The sequence below is a fragment of the Actinoplanes sp. CA-015351 genome, from assembly GCF_050955685.1.
In the GTDB taxonomy this organism is placed as follows: domain Bacteria; phylum Actinomycetota; class Actinomycetes; order Mycobacteriales; family Micromonosporaceae; genus Actinoplanes.
In genome coordinates this window covers 8,248,943-8,267,405 of the sequence record NZ_CP192102.1, presented here as the reverse complement: position 1 = coordinate 8,267,405, position 18,463 = coordinate 8,248,943, and the positions used below count along the sequence as shown (strand labels likewise).

Sequence of the window (18,463 nt, the reverse complement as noted above, 5' to 3'; positions counted from 1 at the left end):
TGTGACGCCGCTCACTGCCGTACGCAGCGTGCGAATCCGCTCTCGATCTTGCGGTAGTTCGTGTAGCCGTCGTCGTAGTTGAGCGCCCACCGCTTGCCCGGTTCCGGATCGGCCTTGTCCGAGGTCCAGTACCAGCCGAATTTCGGCGTGTCCGGGAACGCCTTCGTGCTGATCGCCGGCGCGACCCGCGAGTCGTCGACAGTGGTGGACAGCTCCCGCACGGTCGGCAGGCGCCAGCCGTCGCCGAGGCCGTCGCAGAACGCTGTCGCCTCGGTCGCGGACATCTCCTTCGAGGTGGCCCGTCGCCAGATAAGCCCGGTCTGCGGGTCGGTCACCTGTCCGCCGGAGATCTGATAGGCGGGCTTGCCGGTGCCGGTCACTGAGCGTACACATCGGACCTGGAACGAACCGTCCTGGAACGCTCCGTTACTGGCCAGACCCTCGTAGAAGTTGATGATCCAGGCGCGCAGCGGCGTCTTGGTCACCGCCCAGGGCGTGGCGGTCCAGAAGAACTGAGCCGGCGTGCCAGGGAACGCCTTCGTGTCGATCGCCGGAGCGGAACGGGAGTGGTCGACGATCGAGGTGAGCTCGATCCGGGTTGGCAGATGCCATCCGCCGCCGTCGGTACCGAGCCCATCGCAATAGGACTTGGCCTGGGTGAACGTATAGGTCTTCGCCGCGGCCTCGCGCTGCCACTCCAGTCCGGTGACGTTGTCACGAACCGTGCCGTTTCCCAGATTTTTGTAGCTCGCTTTTCGTGCCGGGCCGGGCACCGGCCAGCTCGCCCAGCGGCTCGCCAGCGCCGTCGGCGCCGTCGGCGTCGGGCTCGCGCTGGGTTTCTCAATCTTGCTGGGCGCGATCTTCTTCGAAGCGCTTGGTGAATCAACGACACTCACGCTGGGTGCCACAACGGCACTCTGAGCGGCCGGTTCCGGCCGTTCCGGCTTCGAGACGTACGCATAAGTGCCCACCACCACGGCAACCAAAGCCGTGGCCGCGATCCCCACAAAGGCTGGAGTGGAGCCAGTGCTTTTGGGGGTGGCGGCACCCACCGCTGCCGTCACCGCGGCTGGCACCGGCAGCAACGCACACCCGACGAGAAGCCGCTCCACCGCGACCTCCCCAGCAGACCTGCCAGCACACATCCGGCAATCCCGCACGTGCCGATCGATCCGCTTGCGCCACAGTGGACTGGGTTGCCCATCCCACGCCGCGACAACAGCCTCCAGCTCGGCACAGCGCGGCCGGCTCTCCAGCGCCGCGACCAGCGCACGACTGCGATCAAGCTGCCCACGCATCCGCTGGATCCGTACCGCCGCATAGGCAACCGTCGTCTCCAGCGCGCCCGCCACCTCGGCCCGGCTCAGTTCACCGGCGGCCTCCTGCCACCAGAGCGCGAGTACCACCCGGTCCTCGTCATCAAGCCACCGGCTCGCCTCAGCCACCTGCCGGCGCTCCCCGGTGAGCCGCAGCCGCAGGATCGCCAGCTCCTCGAAGTCGGACGAAGCCCGCCCGGGCACCGCGGGAACCACCGCCATATGAGCGGCCGCGCTCTCGGCCCGCTGCCGGTGCACGCCGATCTGGTGCATGGCGATCGCCAGAACCCAGGCCCGCACACTCTGCGGCTGCCGCAGTGCCGGCAGATCCCGCAGGACCAGCAGCATCGTCTCCTGAACCACGTCCTCGAAGTCCGGGTGCCCGCCGAGCGCCCGGCCCACCACGTTGTAGACGAGCGGCAGGTAGGCGCGCGCGAACTCCTCCCGCGCCCTCCGGTCGCCGCTCTGCGCCGCAGCGACGAGATCGCCGATCCTGCTCATCGCCGCCTCCAGACGTGGATGGAAAAGCGGACCGAGATTAAATATCCCGAACAGCGCCTGTCAACGCGCGGTCATAATGGCGCCGCACACATATCACTTTTTCTGAGAACCGCTTCACCAGCGGAAACGCGCCCCCGTCAACGGAAAGAATCATTTCCGCCATTGGCTTCTCGCGTCAATTAGAAGAATGAAGACCCCGGCCGGCCCGGGAACGAGGCCTTGTACCGGACGGGACTGGCGGCCTACGCTACGAGCAGCAGGAAAGCGCTTTCCTCCCCGTCCTCGAAGGGAACCCCCGCATGGCAGCGCGCAGATCGATCGGGATCGTCATCAACGGTGTCACCGGCCGGATGGGATATCGCCAGCACCTGGTGCGATCCCTCCTCGCCATCCGTGAGCAGGGCGGCGTGCCGCTGGCCGGCGGTGGGCACATCTGGCCCGAGCTGACCCTGGTCGGCCGCGACCCGGACAAACTCGCCTCGATCGCGGCCCGGCACGGCCTGACCGAGTGGACCACCGACCTCGACGCCGCGCTGTCCCGGCCGGATGTGGAGATCTATTTCGACGCGCAGGTGACGGCCCAGCGGGAGAAGGCGATCCGGCAGGCCATCGCGGCCGGCAAGCACATCTACACCGAGAAGCCTCTCGCGGAGAGCTCGGGCGCCGCCGAGGAGCTCGCCGAGCTGGCCGCCGCCGCCGGCATCCGCAGCGGCGTGGTGCAGGACAAACTCTTCCTGCCCGGCCTGCGCAAACTCAAGCGGCTGATCGATGGCGGCTTCTTCGGCAAGATCCTTTCGGTACGCGGAGAGTTCGGCTACTGGGTCTTCGAAGGTGACTGGCAGACCGCACAACGCCCCTCGTGGAATTACCGGCTGGCCGACGGCGGCGGCATCGTGATGGACATGTTCCCGCACTGGAACTACGTCCTCGAAGAACTCTTCGGCGCGGTCCGTGCGGTGCAGTGCACAACGGTCACGCACATCGAGAGCCGGGTCGACGAGCGCGGCGAAACGTACCAGGCCGACGCCGACGACGCCGCGTACGCGATCTTCGAGCTGGAAGGCGGGATCGTCGCACAGCTCAACTCGTCCTGGGCGGTCCGCGTCTACCGCGACGAGCTTGTCGAGTTCCAGGTGGACGGCGTCGAGGGCAGTGCCGTCGCCGGTCTGCGCGGCTGCCGGATCCAGCACCGGGCCACCACGCCGAAACCGGTCTGGAACCCGGACCTGCCGGTCACCGAGTCGTTCCGCGACCAGTGGTCCGAGGTGCCGGACAACGACGAGTTCGACAACGGATTCAAGGTCCAGTGGGAAGCGTTCCTGCGGCACGTGGTGGCCGGCGAGGAGTTCCACTGGGACTTCGAGTCCGGCGCCCGGGGCGTGCGGCTGGCCGAGGCGGGTCTTCAGTCAGCGAGCGAGGGCCGCCGCATCGAGCTGGGAAGCGCCTGACATGGCCACGGTTAACCTGCCCGACGGCCGGAAATTGGTGTTAAGAAGCCACCCCGCCTGGGAAAATTCCAAAAATTTAATCGAAAGCCGCATTGCGTACGCAGCCGCGCACGTCGTCGCCGACCCGAGAGCCGGGAACGCGCCCGGCGCACCGGCTGTCGTCGACTGGGACACCACGCTGAAGTTCCGCCATCACCTGTGGCAGCACGGTCTGGGTGTGGCCGAGGCGATGGACACCGCTCAGCGGGGCATGGGCCTCGATTACGCCGCGACCAGGGAACTCATCCGGCGTAGCGCGGCTGAGGCTCGCAGTGTCGGCGGGAAGATCGTGGCCGGCGTCGCCACTGACGACTTGGCTCCGGGGCAGGCGACGCTGGAGCAGGTGCGTTACGCGTACCAAAGGCAGTTGGGTGATGTGGCAGAAGCCGGCGCCGTGCCGGTGTTGATGTGCAGCCGCCATCTGGCGGCGGTCGCGAGGGATGCCGACGACTATCTCGGCATTTATCGCGACCTGCTGGAAAAATCCGATAAGCCGGTCGTGCTGCACTGGCTCGGCACCGCGTTCGATCCGGCGCTCGAAGGCTACTGGGGCTCGGCCGATGTCGACAAAGCCACCGAAACAGTCCTTCAGTTGATCGCCGGAAATCCGGCCAAAGTGGACGGCGTCAAGATCTCGCTGCTCGATGCCGACCACGAGATCCGGTTGCGGCGGCGGCTGCCCGAGGGTGTCCGCCTCTACACCGGCGACGACTTCAACTATCCGGACCTGATCCGCGGCGACGAGCGGGGTTACTCCGACGCGCTGCTCGGCATCTTCGCGGCGATCGCCCCGGCCGCGTCCGCCGCGCTGGCCGCGCTGGACCGAGGCGACCTGGCCGAGTACGACCGGATCTTCGCCCCGACCGTCCCGCTCTCCCGGCACATCTTCGAAAAGCCGACGTTCTACTACAAGACCGGCATCGTCTTCCTGGCCTGGCTCGCCGGTCACCAGGACCACTTCACCATGGTCGGCGGTCTTCAGTCGGGCCGGTCGGTGCCGCACTTCGCCAAGCTGATCGAGCTGGCCGACGCGGCCGGCCTGATCGGCGACCCGGAGCTCGCGGCCGCGCGGGCCAACAGCTTCTTCAAGGTGGCGGTGGGATGAGCCGGTTCTCCTTCAATCAGATCACCGCGAAGCACTGGGACCTGGTCGACCTGGTCAAAGGCCTGGTCGAGGCGGATGTCGACAAGGTGGCGCTGTGGCGCGAGCCGGTGGCCGAATACGGTCTTGAGCGCGTCGCCGCCCTGGTCCGGGATGCCGGGCTCGAAGTCACGACGCTGTGCCGCAGCGGCTTCTTCCAGGAGCCGGACTGGTTCGACGACAACCGCCGCGCGATCGACGAGGCGGCGGCTCTGGGCACCGGCGTTCTGGTGCTCGTTTCCGGAGGCCTTCCCAGCGGGTCAAAAGACATAAAAGGCGCCCGCCAGCACGTCGCCGACGCGATCGCCCAGCTCGTGCCGCATGCCGCCGCGGCCGGCGTCACTCTCGCGATCGAACCCCTGCACCCGATGTACGCCGCCGACCGCTGCGTGATCAACACCTGGGACCAGGCCGTGGCGATCGCCTCAGCTTTCCCCGCCGACCAGGTAGGTGTCACTGTCGACACCTATCACCTGTGGTGGGACGACACGGTCCTCGACAAGATCGAGCAGGCTGGTGACCGGATCGCGATCTACCAGCTGGCCGACTGGATCACCCCGCTGCCGGCGGGCGTGCTGACCGGGCGCGGCCTGCCCGGCCAGGGTTGTGTCGACATCGCGGCGTTCGACGCCGCCGTGGAGAAGGCCGGGTACACCGGCCCGATCGAGGTCGAGGTCATGAACGAGGAGCTCTGGCAGCGTCCGGGCCGGGAGATCCTGTCGTTGTCCACGGCCGCCTGTGCTCAGCAGGAAATTCGTCGAAGGCCATCCTCCGAAGCTACGCTTTTTGGTGGCTAGGAACAGGTTGCCCGGCGCCGCCCGGTCCGGTGAGATCTTGATTCCGAGACATCGGGGGGTGCGAGGGTGGCGGGGATCGACACCCCGGCCGGTTACACCGGCTTGCAGCGGATCAGCACCGGCGCCGAAGCCGATCTCTATCGAGCCTGGGACGAGCGGGCCGCCAAGGCGGTCGTTCTGCGGCTTTATCACCGGTTCGCTCGCGGGCGGGCCGAGGAGGCCGCCTTCGCCGAGTACTGCGCCACCGCCGTCAGCCTCGGCCGCCATCCGGGGATCGTCCCGGCGCGTTCCGGTGGAATCACCGCCACCGGCCGGCCGTGGCTCGCGCTGGACCTGATCGAGGGCCGCACCTTCGAAGAGGTCCTGCGCGATGACCCGCCCGCCCCGGCCGATGCGATCGATCTGGTCATCACGCTTGCCGATGCGCTGGCTGCGGCACACACGTCGATGACGCACGGTCGCTTGCGCGCCTCGCACGTCCTGATCACTTCGGCCGGGGCCCCGCTCGTGCACGATTTCGCCCTGCGAAGCAACGCGACGCCTCGTGACGACGTGACAAACCTCGCGGCGCTGCTGTTCCGCGCGCTCACCGGCAGCCACTGGCCGGACGGTGACGACCGGATCATCAAATCCTGGCCCGGTCTGACCCAGCTTCTCGACGAGACGCTCACGCCGGCGCCCTCGGTCGACACGATGGCGGCCTTCGCGGATCGGTTGCGCCAGGTGCGGCCCGCGGCCTCGCCGCCGGTCCCCGTTGCTCAACCAGCTTTGGTACGCCCTAAGCGAGCGGTTGCTCTGCTCGCGCGACTACGGGCGGGGTGGTCTCGTGTCCGGTGAGCATCCGGTCGCTTCATCTGATGAACTCGTCAGGTGACCCGTTACGACACCATGGAATACCGCCGCTCCGGGCGAAGCGGCCTGAAACTGCCGGCCGTCTCGCTGGGCCTCTGGCACAACTTCGGCGACGACCGTCCGCTGGACACCCAGCGGGCCATCCTGCGCCGCGCCTTCGACCTCGGGATCACCCACTTCGACCTGGCCAACAACTACGGCCCGCCGTACGGTTCGGCCGAGGCCAACTTCGGTCGTGTCCTGGCCTCGGACTTCGCCGCCCACCGCGACGAGCTGATCATCTCCACGAAGGCCGGTTACGACATGTGGCCCGGCCCGTACGGCGAGTGGGGTTCCCGCAAATATCTCACCGCGTCCCTGGATCAGTCGCTGAAGCGGATGAAACTGGACTATGTAGATATCTTCTACTCGCACCGCTTCGACCCGGAAACCCCGCTCGAAGAGACAATGGGCGCCCTGGACGCGGCCGTCCGAGCCGGAAAAGCGCTGTACGTGGGCATCTCGTCGTACTCGGGCGCCAAGACCGCCGAGGCCGCGGCGATCCTGCGTGACCTGGGCACACCGCTGCTGATCCACCAGCCGTCGTACTCGATGCTGAACCGCTGGATCGAGGACGACCTGCTCGACACCCTGGAACGCGACGGCGCCGGCTGCATCGCGTTCTCCCCGCTGGCACAGGGCCTGCTCACCGACCGTTACCTGGACGGCTCGAACAAGCCCGCCCGTGGCTCGTTCCACGCCGACTGGCTGACCGAGGAAAACCTCGGCAAGGTCCGTGCACTCAACACGATCGCCCAGCGACGAGGCCAGACCCTCGCGCAGATGGCGATCGCCTGGGTGCTGCGCGACCCGCGGATGACCTCGACGGTCCTCGGCGCGAGCAGTGTCGCGCAGCTGGAGGCGAACGTGGCAGCCCTCGACTTCGCCTCGTTCAGTTCTTCGGATTTGGCCGAGATCGACGAGTACGCCACCGAGTCCGGGATCAACCTGTGGGCCAGGTCAAGCGGCTACTGACACGCTGTATCCGTACCGGTGCAGCATGGGCAGGGCCAGCGCGGTCACCGCGAGCCGGGGACCGATCGGCTGGTCCGCTCGCCACCGGTCGTCAGCCCGAAGGGCGACCTCACCGGTACGGAATCGGCTCGGATTGCCGGAGACCGTGTGGTTCCGTTCGAGCCGCACGGTCGACCCGTCGAGGAACGGTCCGGTGTCGTGCTGGGTTTCAGTTCCGGTGAACTCCAGCAGGCTCTCGATACCGTCCCTCGGCGCGGCCGCGAAGTCCTCGTACCGCAGCAGCCGGTGCCGGTTCGGATAGGCCCGGGACAGCCGCTCGGCGAACGCGTTCCAGACCAGCCAATGCATGGTGCTGTCGGCGGGCCGATGCTGCTGCATCAGCTGCGGCTTGGGCCGATCGAGCTGCGGCGTGGCCCGCATCCAGGAATGCGTCACCGCCCGCGGATCCCGCACCATGTGCAGGAGGTACGGCTCAACGCCCCGCATCCTCGGCAGCAGCGCCGCCCCGGACGGCACCTTCGACGAGTCCACGATCAGTTTCGCCCCGGTGACCTCGGCGATCGCGTGATAGAGCCGGGTCAGCAGCCGCCGGTACTCCTCAGCCTCGTCCGAGAGCGGTCCGCTCAGCAGCGACGGGGTGTGCCGTACCCGAGTGATCCGCTTCTGCATTTCGTCGACGGCCTTCGGGTCGGGCTGCCGGTCACCGTAGGCGACGTCGAGAATCTCCCGCCACAGCGCACAGGCGGCGAACCGTGCCCCACACCCGCACTTGCGCTTCTGCAGAAGGCCACGCCGCCACAGATAGAACAGCTCACCGGTGGAGAAGACCGACGGGTACGAGTTGAGCACGTTGTCGACAATCGTCGTACCGCTGCGACCCCAGCCCACGATGTACAGCACCTTCACCATGCGGCGGATCCTCGGCCCCGACCCTGGCCCCACCCTGAGCCAACCCTGTCCGCAACATTTGAAACCTTCCCAAGCCGCACCCACCTCGCCGACCCGCCCGGCCGCCGACCCGCCCGGCCGCCGACCCGCCCGGCCGTCGACCCGGCCTCGCCCGGTCGGCCCGCCCCGAGCTGTGTCGCGCCGAGCCGCGCCGCTCCGAGCCGCTCCGAGCCGTGCCGTGCCGTGCCGTGCCGTGCCGTGCCGCGCCGAGCCGAGCCGCGCCGAGCCGATCCGCGTGGATCTTGTGGACTTCCCCGCAGACGTGTCCGCACAACTCCACAAGATCGAACAAGCCTGGCCGATCTTGCGGAGTTACACGCGAACGGCTCGCCGAACTCCACAAGATCGGTGAAGCACCGCGTCCACCACGCCGAAACGGTGAAGCACCGCATTCACCGGTCGAAACGGTGAACCACCGCCTTGGCCGAACCTTGGAGACCAGTAGGGCATAGCCCACGAGTCTCCAAGATCCGGCACGCCAACCTGCCGTGGTGGCCGAGCGTCACCACAAACGCACGCCAAACCTACGAAACCGACATGCCACGGACGGCCGTCCCGCAAACTCGTGCATTCGCGTTCGGACCGCAGACCCGCCTGTCGTCGTCACGCCCGCACTCGCGCGCCCCGGGCTCGTCTCGCGCCCCGGCCGCCTCTCGCAGCGCCCTGGCCACCATTTCCCAGCGCCCCCTGGCCACCCTCTCCCAGCGGCCGGGGCTGCCCGCCTTTCAGCGGCCGGGGCTGCCCGCCCCTCCCTCAGCAGCCGGGCCGCCCGCCTCAGCAGCCGGGCCGCCCGCCACCCTCTCTGCCCGGCGGCGGTCCTCCCCTGATGCGGGCATGGTTGGCTGCCGGCGGGTGCGCGGGTGCGCGGGTGCGCGGGTGCGCGGGTGCGCGGGCGCGCGGGCGCGCGGCCACGACTGATGGCCGGGCGGACCGCGGGGGAACCGGGCGATCTTGTGAACTTGTGCCGTTGTGCCGGCCACAAGCTCACAAGATCGCGGTGGGCGGGTGGGTGGAGCGCTGCCGAGCTGTCGCGGTTCGCGGATCTTGTGAGTTTGCGCCGCCGCGGCAGCCACAAACTCACAAGGTCAACCGCGTCACTCTCTCTGCCAGGGCTGCCCCCTCTCAGCAAGCGGGCCGGCCCGCTCGTCACCCGCTGCCTGGGCGGCCCGCCCGTCACCCGCTGCCCGGGGGCCTGCCCGTCTGATGCGGGCATGGTCTGCTGCCGGCCGTGGGTGTTGGGCGTACCCAAGGGAGGTGTTGGAGAGGATGGGGGCATGAGTGGACTCACTGTTGGTGTTCTTGGCACCGGGATCATGGGGGCCGCGATGGCCCGCAACCTGGTCAAAGCTGGACATGCAGTACACGTCTGGAACCGCAGCCCCGACAAGGCCGCGCCGCTGGAAAAGGACGGCGCGCATCTGGCCGCGAGCCCGGCTGACGCGGTGAGTGAGGCTGACGTCGTGCTGACCATGCTCTATGACGGTGACGCGGTGGCCGACGTGATGCGGCAGGCGGCACCGGGTTTGCAGGCCGGGGCCTCCTGGGTGCAGTCGACCACGGCGAGCCTCGGGGCGGTCGCGGAGCTGGCGAGGTTTGCCGGAGAGCAAGGGGTGGTGTTCTTCGACGCGCCGGTGCTCGGTACCCGGCAGCCAGCTGAGGCGGGGCAACTCACCGTTCTCGCGGCCGGGCCCACAGAGCATCGGATCGCGGTGGAGCCGGTTTTCCAGGCGGTCGGCGCGCGTACCGTCTGGACCGGGGAGGACGGTTCGGCCGGATCCTCGACGCGGCTGAAGCTGGTCGCCAACAGCTGGGTGCTGGCGGCTACGCACGGCATCGGTGAGGCGCTGGCACTCGCGAAAGGGCTCGGCGTCGACCCGGAGGACTTCTTCGGTCTGATCAGCGGCGGTCCGCTGGACATGGGTTATCTGCGCGCCAAGGGCGACGCGATTCTTCAGGGCAGGCTTTCGCCTGCGAGCTTCGCGGTGGTCACCGCCGAGAAGGACGCGCGGCTCATCGTCGATGCCGGCCGAGATCATGGGGTACGCCTGGACGTGGCCGAAGCCGGCGCGGAACGGTTCCGCCGAGCGGCTGAGCTGGGGCACGGTGACGAGGACATGGCCGCGTCGTACTACGCCAGTTTCTAGGTGTTCCGGTGAGCGCGTAACTCCACCAGGAGTCCGTCGCGATCGGTGAGTACCGCGCCGAGGATGCGCCGGCCTGCCGCCAGCAGGTCGGCGACGTCCGGGGTGCTGAGGGCGTACATCACCAGGGCGCCGTCGCGGAATGACGTCACGATGCCGGCCCGGCGCAGGACCGCGAGTTGCTGCGAGAGGTTCGAGGCTTCCACGTCGATTTCGGCGAGCAGGTCGCGGACCGGTTTCGCGCCGTCCTGGAGGAGTTCGAGCACCCGGATCCGCACCGGATGGCCGAGGGTACGGAACATCTCGGCCTTCGCCTGGTACAGCGGCACTGACACGTCGCGTCCCTCCGCATAGACCCCGCGTGGGCACAACGTGGCAGGCGCGGACCGGTTACGGCTCTTTCGCAGTTTCGGAGTTGCAGAAATGTGCAACTCGCTCGTTCGACGACATGGACATTTTCACGGGCCCGTCTGTCCGAAGCGGACATTGTGTGCGATCGAATACGTCTCGCGTCCCTCAGTGTCGGTCAGACCAAAGGACGTGGGAGGACTTGAGATGCCGGACATGGACGTAGCCCTCAAGGACGCGATGCAGGTCGACGGCGCCATCGGGGCCGCACTCGTCGACCGCGGCAGCGGGATGGCGCTGGGCATCGCCGGAGGGGGCAAGGATTTCGACCTCGGAGTGGCCGCGGCCGTGAACACCGAGGTGATCCGCGCGAAGCTGCGCACGATGGAGATGCTCGGCCTGCGCGAAAACGTCGAGGACATCCTGGTGACCCTGGACTCGCAGTACCACCTGCTCAGGCCGTTGACCGGCCGATCCGGTCAGGGGCTGTTCCTGTACCTCGCGCTGAACAAGGACCGCGCCAATCTGGCGCTGGCCCGGCACCAGCTCAAGCGGATCGAGGAGAACCTCGATATCTGACGGTCGACGAGGCGGATGGTGGTCTCAGTGCTGATTCCGCCACTCCGCCGCACGTCGGTCAGGCTATTCGAACATCAGTTCGAGTTATCCACAGCCTGTGTGCACAGCCTGTGGGTTTCGCCGCGCAAGGGTCAGAAGCGCCGGTCGGGTGCGGCGCTGGCGCGCCTTCCGACCAAATTCCAGGCGCCCGGGAGCAGGGCTGCGGCCAGGAGCGTCTTCAGCACGTCGCCGATCAGGTACGGAATGAGCCCGGCACTGAGGGCGGCGGCGAGGCCCATGCCCGTAGCGAAGGCGAGCCAGGGCACCCCGATCAAATAGATCAGCGCGTTACCGGCAGCCATCAGGCCGACGGTGTGCACCGGGCGGCGGTCCGCTCCGAGTGCTGCCAGCTGACCGGCGAGGGCGGCGGCGAGGACGAAGCCGATCAGGTAACCACCGGTCGCGGCGGGCCAGCCCGCGGTGCCGCCGGCGAACCAGGGAACGCCGGCCGCGCCGGCAATCGCGTAAATCAGCATGCTCACCGCGCCGCGAGAGGCGCCCAGCGCGGCGCCGGCGAGGACCACGGCGAACGTCTGGCCGGTGATCGGGACCGGCGAACCGGGCACCGGGATGGAGATCTGTGCGGCCAGGCCGACGGCGCTCGCGGCACCGAGGACGAGAACCATGTCGCGGACGACGGAGCGGCCCCAGACATCAGCCAGAACGCCTGTAGGCCGACCGGGTACCACCATGCCGTACGCCACCGCGTGTCCTTCCACTACCTAGATCTTGATCGCACTGTAAGCCCGTGCCGTTCGGAACGGCAGGGGCCCGGGTGCGAATGTGATGTTGTGGTGATCCTGTGGGGCCGCCGGGTTTGCACCCGGCGGCCCGTCCAGGTCAGACCGTCAGCGTCCAGGTATTGATGTACCCGGTGTCAGTCGAGTACACATCCTGGGCCTTGAGTCGCCAGATGCCGTTCGCCGCCTCGCTGGAGACGTTCACGGTGTACGTGGTGTTCACGTTGTCCGCGCTGTCCGAGCTGGAGGTGGCCTTCAGGTTGTAGGTCGTACCGTCCGGCGCGACCAGGTCGACCCGCAGGTCACCCCGGTACGTGTGAACGATGTTGACCGCAACCGTCGAGGTGGCCGAGGCGTTGCGGGCACAGCTGAGCGTGATGTTGCTGTAGACCGCGGCGCCGGCGTCCGGAATGGACACGTCGGTCGCGTTGGTGCCGGTGCAGGAGGCCGGCGGCGTGCTCGTCGAGGTGGTCGGGCTCGGCGAGACAGTCGTCGAGGGGCTCGGTGAGGTCGTCGTCGTGGTGCACGTCGGGTCGGCGGTCTGCGCCGGAACGCTCACCGCGTCCCAGGCGGCCTTCGTCTTGTTGAACAGCCCACAGGTGGTGTCAAGGGCCTTCGCCGCGGTCAGCGTCCAGGTGCGGTACTTCAGGTACGACGAGCTGGACGTCTTCATCAGCATCGCGTTGTACATGATCTTGGTGGCGGTCTGGATGCCGATGCCGGTGAGCGCGCCGGTGCCGCTGCACCGGGTGCTGGCGGGCTGGCCGTTCGTCGGGTTGGTGCCCTCGGCGAGCAGGTAGAACCAGTGGTTGCCGGGGCCGGCCGCGGCGTGCACCTCCTGGGTCGGGGTGCTGCTGGAGTAGCAGTTGTCGTCACCGGCGAGCGACGGGTTGTACATGTACCGGATCGGGCCGCTGCCGACCAGGTTGACCTCTTCGCCGACCTGGTAGTCCGGCGGGTCGTTGGGGTTGTTCGCGAACGCCTCGGTGGCCGCACCGAAGACGTCGCCGACGAACTCCTGGGTGCCGTTGCCGGAAATGCCGCCCGGGGTGTTGTCGTCGATGCCGTGACCGACCTCGTGGCCCACCACGTCGGGGGACGCGATCCACTGACCGGCGGTGTTCTTGCCGATCTGGATCTGGGTGCCGTCGTAGTACGCGTTCTGGTCGTTCAGACCGACCCGGATCGGCCAGGCGCCGCCACTGCTGGTGAAGCCGGTACGGCCCAGCCAGCTGGACAGCATGCCCTTTTCCTTCTGTGCCGAGTAGAAGGCGTCGACGCAGCCGGTCTCCTTGGCCGTGCCGGTGCCGTTGCCCCAGGCGTTGTCGGTGCCGCTGAAGACCGTGTTGGTCGACGCATCCTGGCAGCTCAGGGTCGTGATCGACGGGTCACGCAGGCTGTAGGTGGAGCCGGACAGCGTGGTGTCCAGGCCGACCGAACCGGTGATCCAGCCGTTGCCGGTGCCGGCCACGTCCATCACGTGCTCGTACGTGCGAAGGACCGAGCCGGTGGCCGCGTCCACGTCGACGGTGAGCCGGCTGACGCCCTCGTCACCCGTACCGTTGATGGTGGATTCCCAGGCCAGTGCGGGGTCACCGGTCGTGGTGACGACGACGAGCTTGGTGCTCTCGACGTCTTTCACCGTCTTCAGCTCACTCTTGGCGATCTTGAGGGACTCCGCGGCAGTCAGCTTCGGCGTGACCGCGAGGTCGCCGATCGGGCTGCTCTGCGCCACCGAGGTGTACTTGGTGTTGCCGGCGTGGTCGGTGACGACGACGAAGTCGCCGCCGATCACGTTCAGTCCCTTGTAGGTGCGCTCGTAAGGCACGTACTGGAGTTTGTCGGTGGAGATCACCGGACGTTGCACGTAGGCCTCGCCATCGCTGGCCTGCAGGGTGGCAGGCTGGGCGGCAACCAGGTCGGCGGCGGAATCGGCTGCTGTCTCGGCCGCTGCGGACGGGCTCACCGGCTGGGCGGTCGCCGGGCCGGTGACCCAAACCATCGCCGAGGCGGCCGCGGTCGCGGCAGTCACGGCGATGACGACAGGGGTACGGGATTTCACGCTGCGTGCTCCTTACCGCCCGTGGGGTGTCCGGGCAGGCGTGGGATAAGTTGACGCAGACGCTAAGCATCGATGAACTTCACCGAATCAGGGAAAACCCTCGTCGTTCATTCGCCGACTTCGCTGACCTCCACGAACGGCGCGCCGTTGAACCACTGCGCGTGAATGATGAAGCTGTGGCCGGTCTCGTTGAAATAGACAGCGAGGTTGACGTCGGAACCGTTCTTCTGGACGGTGTAACCGTCCGCCGGCGTCGCCGTCACCAGGTACACCGTGCCGTCGCTGATCATCTTGATGACCGCGCGGCCGCCGTCGGTGGTGAACGTCTTCACGTACGTCTTCACGCCGTCGTCGCTGGTGGTGACTGTCCAGCCGTCCTCGGTCGTGGTCGTCGGCCGGGTCGTGGTGGCGGCCGCCGTCGGCTTGGTCGTGGCGGGAGCGGTCGGGTCCGCGGTGGCCGGTTTCGAGGTCGGCTTACGGGATGTCCGGCTCGGCGTCGCCGAGGCGGCGGCTGATTCGTCGTCCTCCGGAAGCGAGGGTTCGGTCGCTGTCGGTGACGGTGCTTCGGTCGTTGTGGTAACCGCCACTTCGGCCGCAGGCACCTGTCCCAGATCCGGTAACGCTCCCACGTCGGTCTTCGCCGCGTTCAGAACCGGAGAGAGTGCGAAGGAGGAAAGCACGATGCTGGTCGCGGTGGCAAGACACCACCCGGCTATCGGCACCCACCTCGTAGATCGCACGAACGGCATCCTCTCACCTGGCCCTATGGTTTACGCCATGGCGATGATCCTGTTGGTCGAGGACGACCGCATCATCACGGCTGCGCTGACCCGTGCGCTGACCGATGCCGGGCATGTGGTGCGCCCGGTCGGTCAGGCTGCCCAGGCGTTGCGGATCGTCACCCAGGAGCGTCCTGACCTGGTGATTCTCGACCTCGGGCTGCCTGACATCGACGGCACGGACGCGCTGCGGATGATGCGTACGGTCTCTGATGTTCCTGTGATCGTCGCCACCGCGCGGCGGTCCGAGGCGGACATCATCGCACTGCTGTCGGCCGGCGCCGACGACTACGTGACGAAGCCGTTCTCCGGCGGGCACATCCTGGCCCGGATCTCGGCGGTGCTGCGCCGGGCGCGCACGATCGAGCAGCAGCAGCCGAACGCGATCACCGTCGGGGAACTGGTGATCAAGCCTCGGCAGCGGCGGGTCGAGCTGCGTGGTGAGCCGTTGCAGCTGACCCGGCGGGAGTTCGACGTTCTCGCGTACCTTGCCGAGCGGGTGGGCCAGGTGATCAGCCGGCGTGAGCTGATGAACCAGGTCTGGCAGCAGGCGCGGATCGGCGAGGAGCAGACCATCGACGTCCACATCTCGTGGCTGCGCCGCAAGCTGGGTGAGACCGCCGCGAAGCCGCGCTTCCTGCACACCGTCCGAGGAGTCGGCGTCATGATGGTCGATCCCCAATGAGGAGAACACGGTGAGGTGGGCCCTCAACCGCCTGGCGCTGGCGATCACGTCGATGGTCGCCCTGGCATTCTTGGTTCCGCTCGCGGTCGCGACCAGGCAGATTGCGTACGACCGAGCGATTTCCGACGCACGTCAGCAGGCCACCTCGATGGTGACAGTGCTCGGCGTGAACAGCGATCTGACCGAACTCACCAACGCGGTGGCCAGCACTGCGGCCGGTAGTGCCGGACGACTGGCTATCCATCTGCCCGAGCTGGACCCGATCGGCGTCACGCACCTCACCGACGCGACGGTCAGCCGGGCCGCGCGGGAACGCCGGTCGGCCACCGCCGAGGCACCGGGCGGGATCGCGTACCTGCAGCCCACGGTGCTCACCGACGGCCGTACCGTCGTGGTCGAGGTCTTTGTGCCGGAGGAGGAGACCCGGCGTGGGGTCTCGTCGGCGTGGCTCGCCCTGGGTGGACTCGCGATCGTCCTGGTCGGCGGCTCGGTGCTGCTCGCCGACCGGCTCGGCAGCCAGCTGGTCAAATCCACCCGGCAACTCGCTGCTGCCACTCGCCGCCTCGGCGGCGGCGAACTGAACGAGCGGATCACCCCGACCGGGCCGCGCGAGCTGCGCGACGCGGCCCGGGACTTCAACACGATGGCCGATGATCTGCGCCGGCTTCTGGATCGCGAACGCGAGCTGGCCGCAGACCTTTCACACCGATTGCGTACGCCTCTGACAGGCCTGCGCCTCGATGTCGAAGCGATGCCGCCCGGGCCGATCGCGGAGCGGATGCAGCAGGCCTGTGACCTGCTCGACGAGGAACTCGAAGCGATCATCACGGGTGCCCGGCTGGGCAGTGTCGAAGCTCGTGGCACCGAGGAATGCGACCTGGTCGAGATGCTCGCCGACCGGCTGGCGTTCTGGTCGGTGCTGGCCGAGGACCAGGAACGGCCGTGGGAAGTGGTCGGCGGGCACGAGCCGGTCATGGTGCCGATGTCGCGCAGCGATGTGATCCTGGTGGTCGACGCGATGCTCGGCAACGTCTTCTCGCACACGCCGGACGGTGTCGCGTTCCGCGTCATCGTCTCCAGCAGCGGTCTGCTCGTCGACGACGCCGGCCCCGGAATCCCGGATCCGGAGAACGCGGTGAAACGCGGATTCAGCGGCGCCGGATCTACCGGACTGGGCCTGGACATCGTTCGCCGTGCGGCGGAAACTGTGCGCGGGCAATTGGTCATCGACCGCAGCCCGCTGGGCGGCGCCCGCGTCGGGCTCCTGCTCCACGCCGCCCCCGAAGAGCCCGAACCTCAGCCTCGGCGGCGTCGTCGCGCGGTTTCGTAAGGATTTTCGGTCGCTTTAAGGATCCGTTATGGCGGCACTCCCTAACGTTCTGGCTCGTAACCGCCAGGTCGAAATGTTCGGAGAGCTGACATGCGCAGGAAGATCGCCTACCCGCTGGCTACCCTCGGGATGGTCGCTGCTTCGACCGTCGCTGTCGCGTCACCGGCCCTGGCACACGGATACGTCTCCTCGCCCCCGAGCCGCCAGGCGAACTGCGCCGCGGGAACGGTCACGGGCTGTGGCGCGATTCAGTTCGAGCCGCAGAGTGTCGAGGCTCCGAAGGGGTCATCGCAATGCAACGGTGGAAACGCGAACTTCGCGGAGCTCAACGACGAATCAAAGGCCTGGCCGGCCAAGAGCGTCGGGAGCTCGGTCACCTTCAACTGGGTTCTGACCGCCCGGCACCGGACCGCTACCTGGGTGTACTCGGTCGACGGTACCGAGGTCGCCACGTTCAACGACAACAACGCGATCCCCGCGGCGACGGTGTCGCACACGGTGGACCTGAGCAAGTTCTCCGGCAACCACACGGTTCTCGCCGTGTGGAACATCGGGGATACTACGAACGCCTTCTACAGCTGCGTGGACTTGAACATCGGTGGCGGCGGATCCTCGACGACGCCCACCAGTTCGCCGACCACCACCGCGCCGACCTCTTCCCCGACGACCGCCCCGGCCACGACCGCCCCGGCCACGACCGCCCCGGCCACGACCGCCCCGGCCACGACCGCGCCGACCACCGCGGCTCCGACGGCGACGGCGACCGCGACTGCGACGGCAACCGCGACCCCCACGAAGACGGCGACCTCCGCGCCGGCGAACGGGACCGAGTGGGCGCCGGGCGTGTCCTACAAGATCAATGACGTGGTGACCTACCAGGGCGTGAAGTACAAGTGCCGCCAGGCCCACTCGTCGATCCGCAGCTGGGAGCCGTCGATCTTCACGCTCGCTCTCTGGCTCCCGCTGTGAAGCGCCGGCTCGTAGCTCTCGCTCTGACCGCGCCGTTCCTGCTCGGCGCGTGCGGTACCGCGGTCTCCAAGGAGCCGGTGGCTTCCGGTAAGACGCAGTCCGCCACGACGCAGAACGTCAAGACGGTCGCTGAGATCACCGCCGGGTCGACCTTCAACGACACCGACGTGATGTTCCTGCAGATGCTTGTGGACAACCAGGAGCAGGGCCAGCAGATGGTGGAGATCGCCATCGACCGGGCGAAGCGCCAGGACGTCATCGACATGGCCAAGGCCGTGGAGCTCACCCAGAACGACGAGCTGGAGATGATGAAGAACTGGCTCACCGAATGGGACAAGCCCACCAAGCTCGACGAGCGGCAGAGCCTGCACGCCGACCACGGTGGCCTGCCCAGCACCGGTGACGAGGAGATCGCGTCGCTGAAGACGGTCAAGAAGGCGGACTTCGAGACCGCCTTCCTCAACCTCTTCCTCGCGCACCAGCACAACGCGGTCGAGTTCGCCGCGCTGGAGTTGGACAAGGGCAGCAACGAGCAGGCTCGGGCCTATGCGGAGCGGGTCAAGCAGTCCCGTGCCGACCAGGTACAGCAGATGCTGAAGCTGCTCAACAGCTGACGTTCTTTCTTCAGCACTTAGGAAACAGAGCGGCCCGCCCGGGGAACGGCGGGCCGCTCTGTTTCCCCATTTGCCGGGCATTTCCGGGCATAGGTTGCGTGCGTTGGAGCTTCTAGGAGGC

The 18,463-nt window shown here is 67.8% G+C and carries 17 protein-coding genes; 11 read left to right on the top strand and 6 right to left on the bottom strand.

The window, feature by feature from the left end; genetic code table 11:
• Window positions 1-11: 11 nt before the first annotated feature.
• The gene (locus tag ACQP2E_RS37625; protein ID WP_433827686.1) at window positions 12-1,817 is read right to left on the bottom strand and encodes an Lcl domain-containing protein; all 1,806 of its coding nucleotides are present in this window, start codon (window positions 1,815-1,817) and stop codon (window positions 12-14) included.
• A 299-nt stretch (window positions 1,818-2,116) separates the two neighbouring features.
• On the opposite strand from ACQP2E_RS37625, the gene ACQP2E_RS37620 reads away from it, so the two are divergent.
• The 5 genes from ACQP2E_RS37620 (at window position 2,117) to mgrA (ending at window position 7,108) form a co-directional block, all read left to right on the top strand.
• Window positions 2,117-3,265 (top strand): Gfo/Idh/MocA family protein, encoded by a 1,149-nt coding sequence (locus tag ACQP2E_RS37620; RefSeq protein WP_433827685.1) that lies wholly within the window; start codon window positions 2,117-2,119, stop codon window positions 3,263-3,265.
• A gap of 1 nt (window position 3,266) precedes the next feature.
• The gene (locus ACQP2E_RS37615; RefSeq protein ID WP_433827684.1) at window positions 3,267-4,409 is read left to right on the top strand and encodes a dihydrodipicolinate synthase family protein; all 1,143 of its coding nucleotides are present in this window, start codon (window positions 3,267-3,269) and stop codon (window positions 4,407-4,409) included.
• Complete coding sequence (locus ACQP2E_RS37610; RefSeq protein WP_433827683.1) at window positions 4,406-5,242, top strand: sugar phosphate isomerase/epimerase family protein; 837 nt, start codon at window positions 4,406-4,408, stop codon at window positions 5,240-5,242. The genes ACQP2E_RS37615 and ACQP2E_RS37610 overlap by 4 nt, the downstream gene beginning before the upstream one ends.
• Before the next feature lie 66 nt (window positions 5,243-5,308).
• Window positions 5,309-6,079, top strand: coding sequence for a hypothetical protein (locus tag ACQP2E_RS37605; RefSeq protein ID WP_433827682.1), 771 nt, complete (start codon window positions 5,309-5,311; stop codon window positions 6,077-6,079).
• A gap of 51 nt (window positions 6,080-6,130) precedes the next feature.
• The gene (gene mgrA, locus ACQP2E_RS37600) at window positions 6,131-7,108 is read left to right on the top strand and encodes an L-glyceraldehyde 3-phosphate reductase (protein ID WP_433834248.1); all 978 of its coding nucleotides are present in this window, start codon (window positions 6,131-6,133) and stop codon (window positions 7,106-7,108) included.
• Here mgrA and ACQP2E_RS37595 read toward each other — a convergent pair.
• Window positions 7,094-8,017 carry a sulfotransferase gene (locus ACQP2E_RS37595; protein WP_433827681.1) on the bottom strand — a complete coding sequence of 308 codons (924 nt, stop codon included), beginning with the start codon at window positions 8,015-8,017 and terminating at the stop codon, window positions 7,094-7,096. The genes mgrA and ACQP2E_RS37595 overlap by 15 nt on opposite strands.
• Window positions 8,018-9,330: 1,313 nt before the next feature.
• Between ACQP2E_RS37595 and ACQP2E_RS37590 the strand changes: the two genes are divergently transcribed.
• Window positions 9,331-10,200, top strand: coding sequence for an NAD(P)-dependent oxidoreductase (locus ACQP2E_RS37590; RefSeq protein WP_433827680.1), 870 nt, complete (start codon window positions 9,331-9,333; stop codon window positions 10,198-10,200).
• Here the strand turns inward: ACQP2E_RS37590 and ACQP2E_RS37585 are convergent.
• The gene (locus ACQP2E_RS37585) at window positions 10,197-10,532 is read right to left on the bottom strand and encodes an ArsR/SmtB family transcription factor (protein ID WP_433827679.1); all 336 of its coding nucleotides are present in this window, start codon (window positions 10,530-10,532) and stop codon (window positions 10,197-10,199) included. The genes ACQP2E_RS37590 and ACQP2E_RS37585 overlap by 4 nt on opposite strands.
• Window positions 10,533-10,752: 220 nt before the next feature.
• On the opposite strand from ACQP2E_RS37585, the gene ACQP2E_RS37580 reads away from it, so the two are divergent.
• Complete coding sequence (locus ACQP2E_RS37580) at window positions 10,753-11,124, top strand: hypothetical protein (RefSeq protein ID WP_433827678.1); 372 nt, start codon at window positions 10,753-10,755, stop codon at window positions 11,122-11,124.
• Between the two features lie 131 nt (window positions 11,125-11,255).
• Here the strand turns inward: ACQP2E_RS37580 and ACQP2E_RS37575 are convergent, their stop codons facing one another.
• The 3 genes from ACQP2E_RS37575 to ACQP2E_RS37565 form a co-directional block, all read right to left on the bottom strand.
• The gene (locus ACQP2E_RS37575) at window positions 11,256-11,867 is read right to left on the bottom strand and encodes a biotin transporter BioY (RefSeq protein WP_433834246.1); all 612 of its coding nucleotides are present in this window, start codon (window positions 11,865-11,867) and stop codon (window positions 11,256-11,258) included.
• 136 nt (window positions 11,868-12,003) lie between these two features.
• Window positions 12,004-13,965 (bottom strand): M4 family metallopeptidase, encoded by a 1,962-nt coding sequence (locus ACQP2E_RS37570; protein WP_433827677.1) that lies wholly within the window; start codon window positions 13,963-13,965, stop codon window positions 12,004-12,006.
• 107 nt (window positions 13,966-14,072) lie between these two features.
• Entirely contained in the window at window positions 14,073-14,714 is a 642-nt protein-coding gene (locus ACQP2E_RS37565) for a DNA mismatch repair protein MutL (RefSeq protein WP_433827676.1), read from the bottom strand.
• Between the two features lie 28 nt (window positions 14,715-14,742).
• Between ACQP2E_RS37565 and ACQP2E_RS37560 the strand changes: the two genes are divergently transcribed.
• The 4 genes from ACQP2E_RS37560 (at window position 14,743) to ACQP2E_RS37545 (ending at window position 18,342) form a co-directional block, all read left to right on the top strand.
• A complete protein-coding gene (locus ACQP2E_RS37560) occupies window positions 14,743-15,429 on the top strand; it encodes a response regulator transcription factor (protein ID WP_111654219.1) in 687 nt (228 codons plus the stop codon).
• 10 nt (window positions 15,430-15,439) lie between these two features.
• The gene (locus ACQP2E_RS37555; RefSeq protein ID WP_433827675.1) at window positions 15,440-16,759 is read left to right on the top strand and encodes a HAMP domain-containing protein; all 1,320 of its coding nucleotides are present in this window, start codon (window positions 15,440-15,442) and stop codon (window positions 16,757-16,759) included.
• Window positions 16,760-16,849: 90 nt separating this feature from the next.
• Complete coding sequence (locus ACQP2E_RS37550) at window positions 16,850-17,728, top strand: lytic polysaccharide monooxygenase (protein WP_433827674.1); 879 nt, start codon at window positions 16,850-16,852, stop codon at window positions 17,726-17,728.
• A complete protein-coding gene (locus ACQP2E_RS37545; protein ID WP_433827673.1) occupies window positions 17,725-18,342 on the top strand; it encodes a DUF305 domain-containing protein in 618 nt (205 codons plus the stop codon). The genes ACQP2E_RS37550 and ACQP2E_RS37545 overlap by 4 nt, the downstream gene beginning before the upstream one ends.
• Window positions 18,343-18,463: the final 121 nt, after the last annotated feature.

Bases quoted from the DNA above. Each gene is read 5' to 3' on its own strand.
- ACQP2E_RS37625 (WP_433827686.1), bottom strand. From the start codon at position 1,817: ATGAGCAGGATCGGCGATCTCGTCGCTGCGGCGCAGAGCGGCGACCGG.
- ACQP2E_RS37620 (WP_433827685.1), top strand. From the start codon at position 2,117: ATGGCAGCGCGCAGATCGATCGGGATCGTCATCAACGGTGTCACCGGC.
- ACQP2E_RS37615 (WP_433827684.1), top strand. From the start codon at position 3,267: ATGGCCACGGTTAACCTGCCCGACGGCCGGAAATTGGTGTTAAGAAGC.
- ACQP2E_RS37610 (WP_433827683.1), top strand. From the start codon at position 4,406: ATGAGCCGGTTCTCCTTCAATCAGATCACCGCGAAGCACTGGGACCTG.
- mgrA (WP_433834248.1), top strand. From the start codon at position 6,131: ATGGAATACCGCCGCTCCGGGCGAAGCGGCCTGAAACTGCCGGCCGTC.
- ACQP2E_RS37595 (WP_433827681.1), bottom strand. From the start codon at position 8,017: ATGGTGAAGGTGCTGTACATCGTGGGCTGGGGTCGCAGCGGTACGACG.
- ACQP2E_RS37590 (WP_433827680.1), top strand. From the start codon at position 9,331: ATGAGTGGACTCACTGTTGGTGTTCTTGGCACCGGGATCATGGGGGCC.
- ACQP2E_RS37580 (WP_433827678.1), top strand. From the start codon at position 10,753: ATGCCGGACATGGACGTAGCCCTCAAGGACGCGATGCAGGTCGACGGC.
- ACQP2E_RS37565 (WP_433827676.1), bottom strand. From the start codon at position 14,714: ATGCCGTTCGTGCGATCTACGAGGTGGGTGCCGATAGCCGGGTGGTGT.
- ACQP2E_RS37560 (WP_111654219.1), top strand. From the start codon at position 14,743: ATGGCGATGATCCTGTTGGTCGAGGACGACCGCATCATCACGGCTGCG.
- ACQP2E_RS37550 (WP_433827674.1), top strand. From the start codon at position 16,850: ATGCGCAGGAAGATCGCCTACCCGCTGGCTACCCTCGGGATGGTCGCT.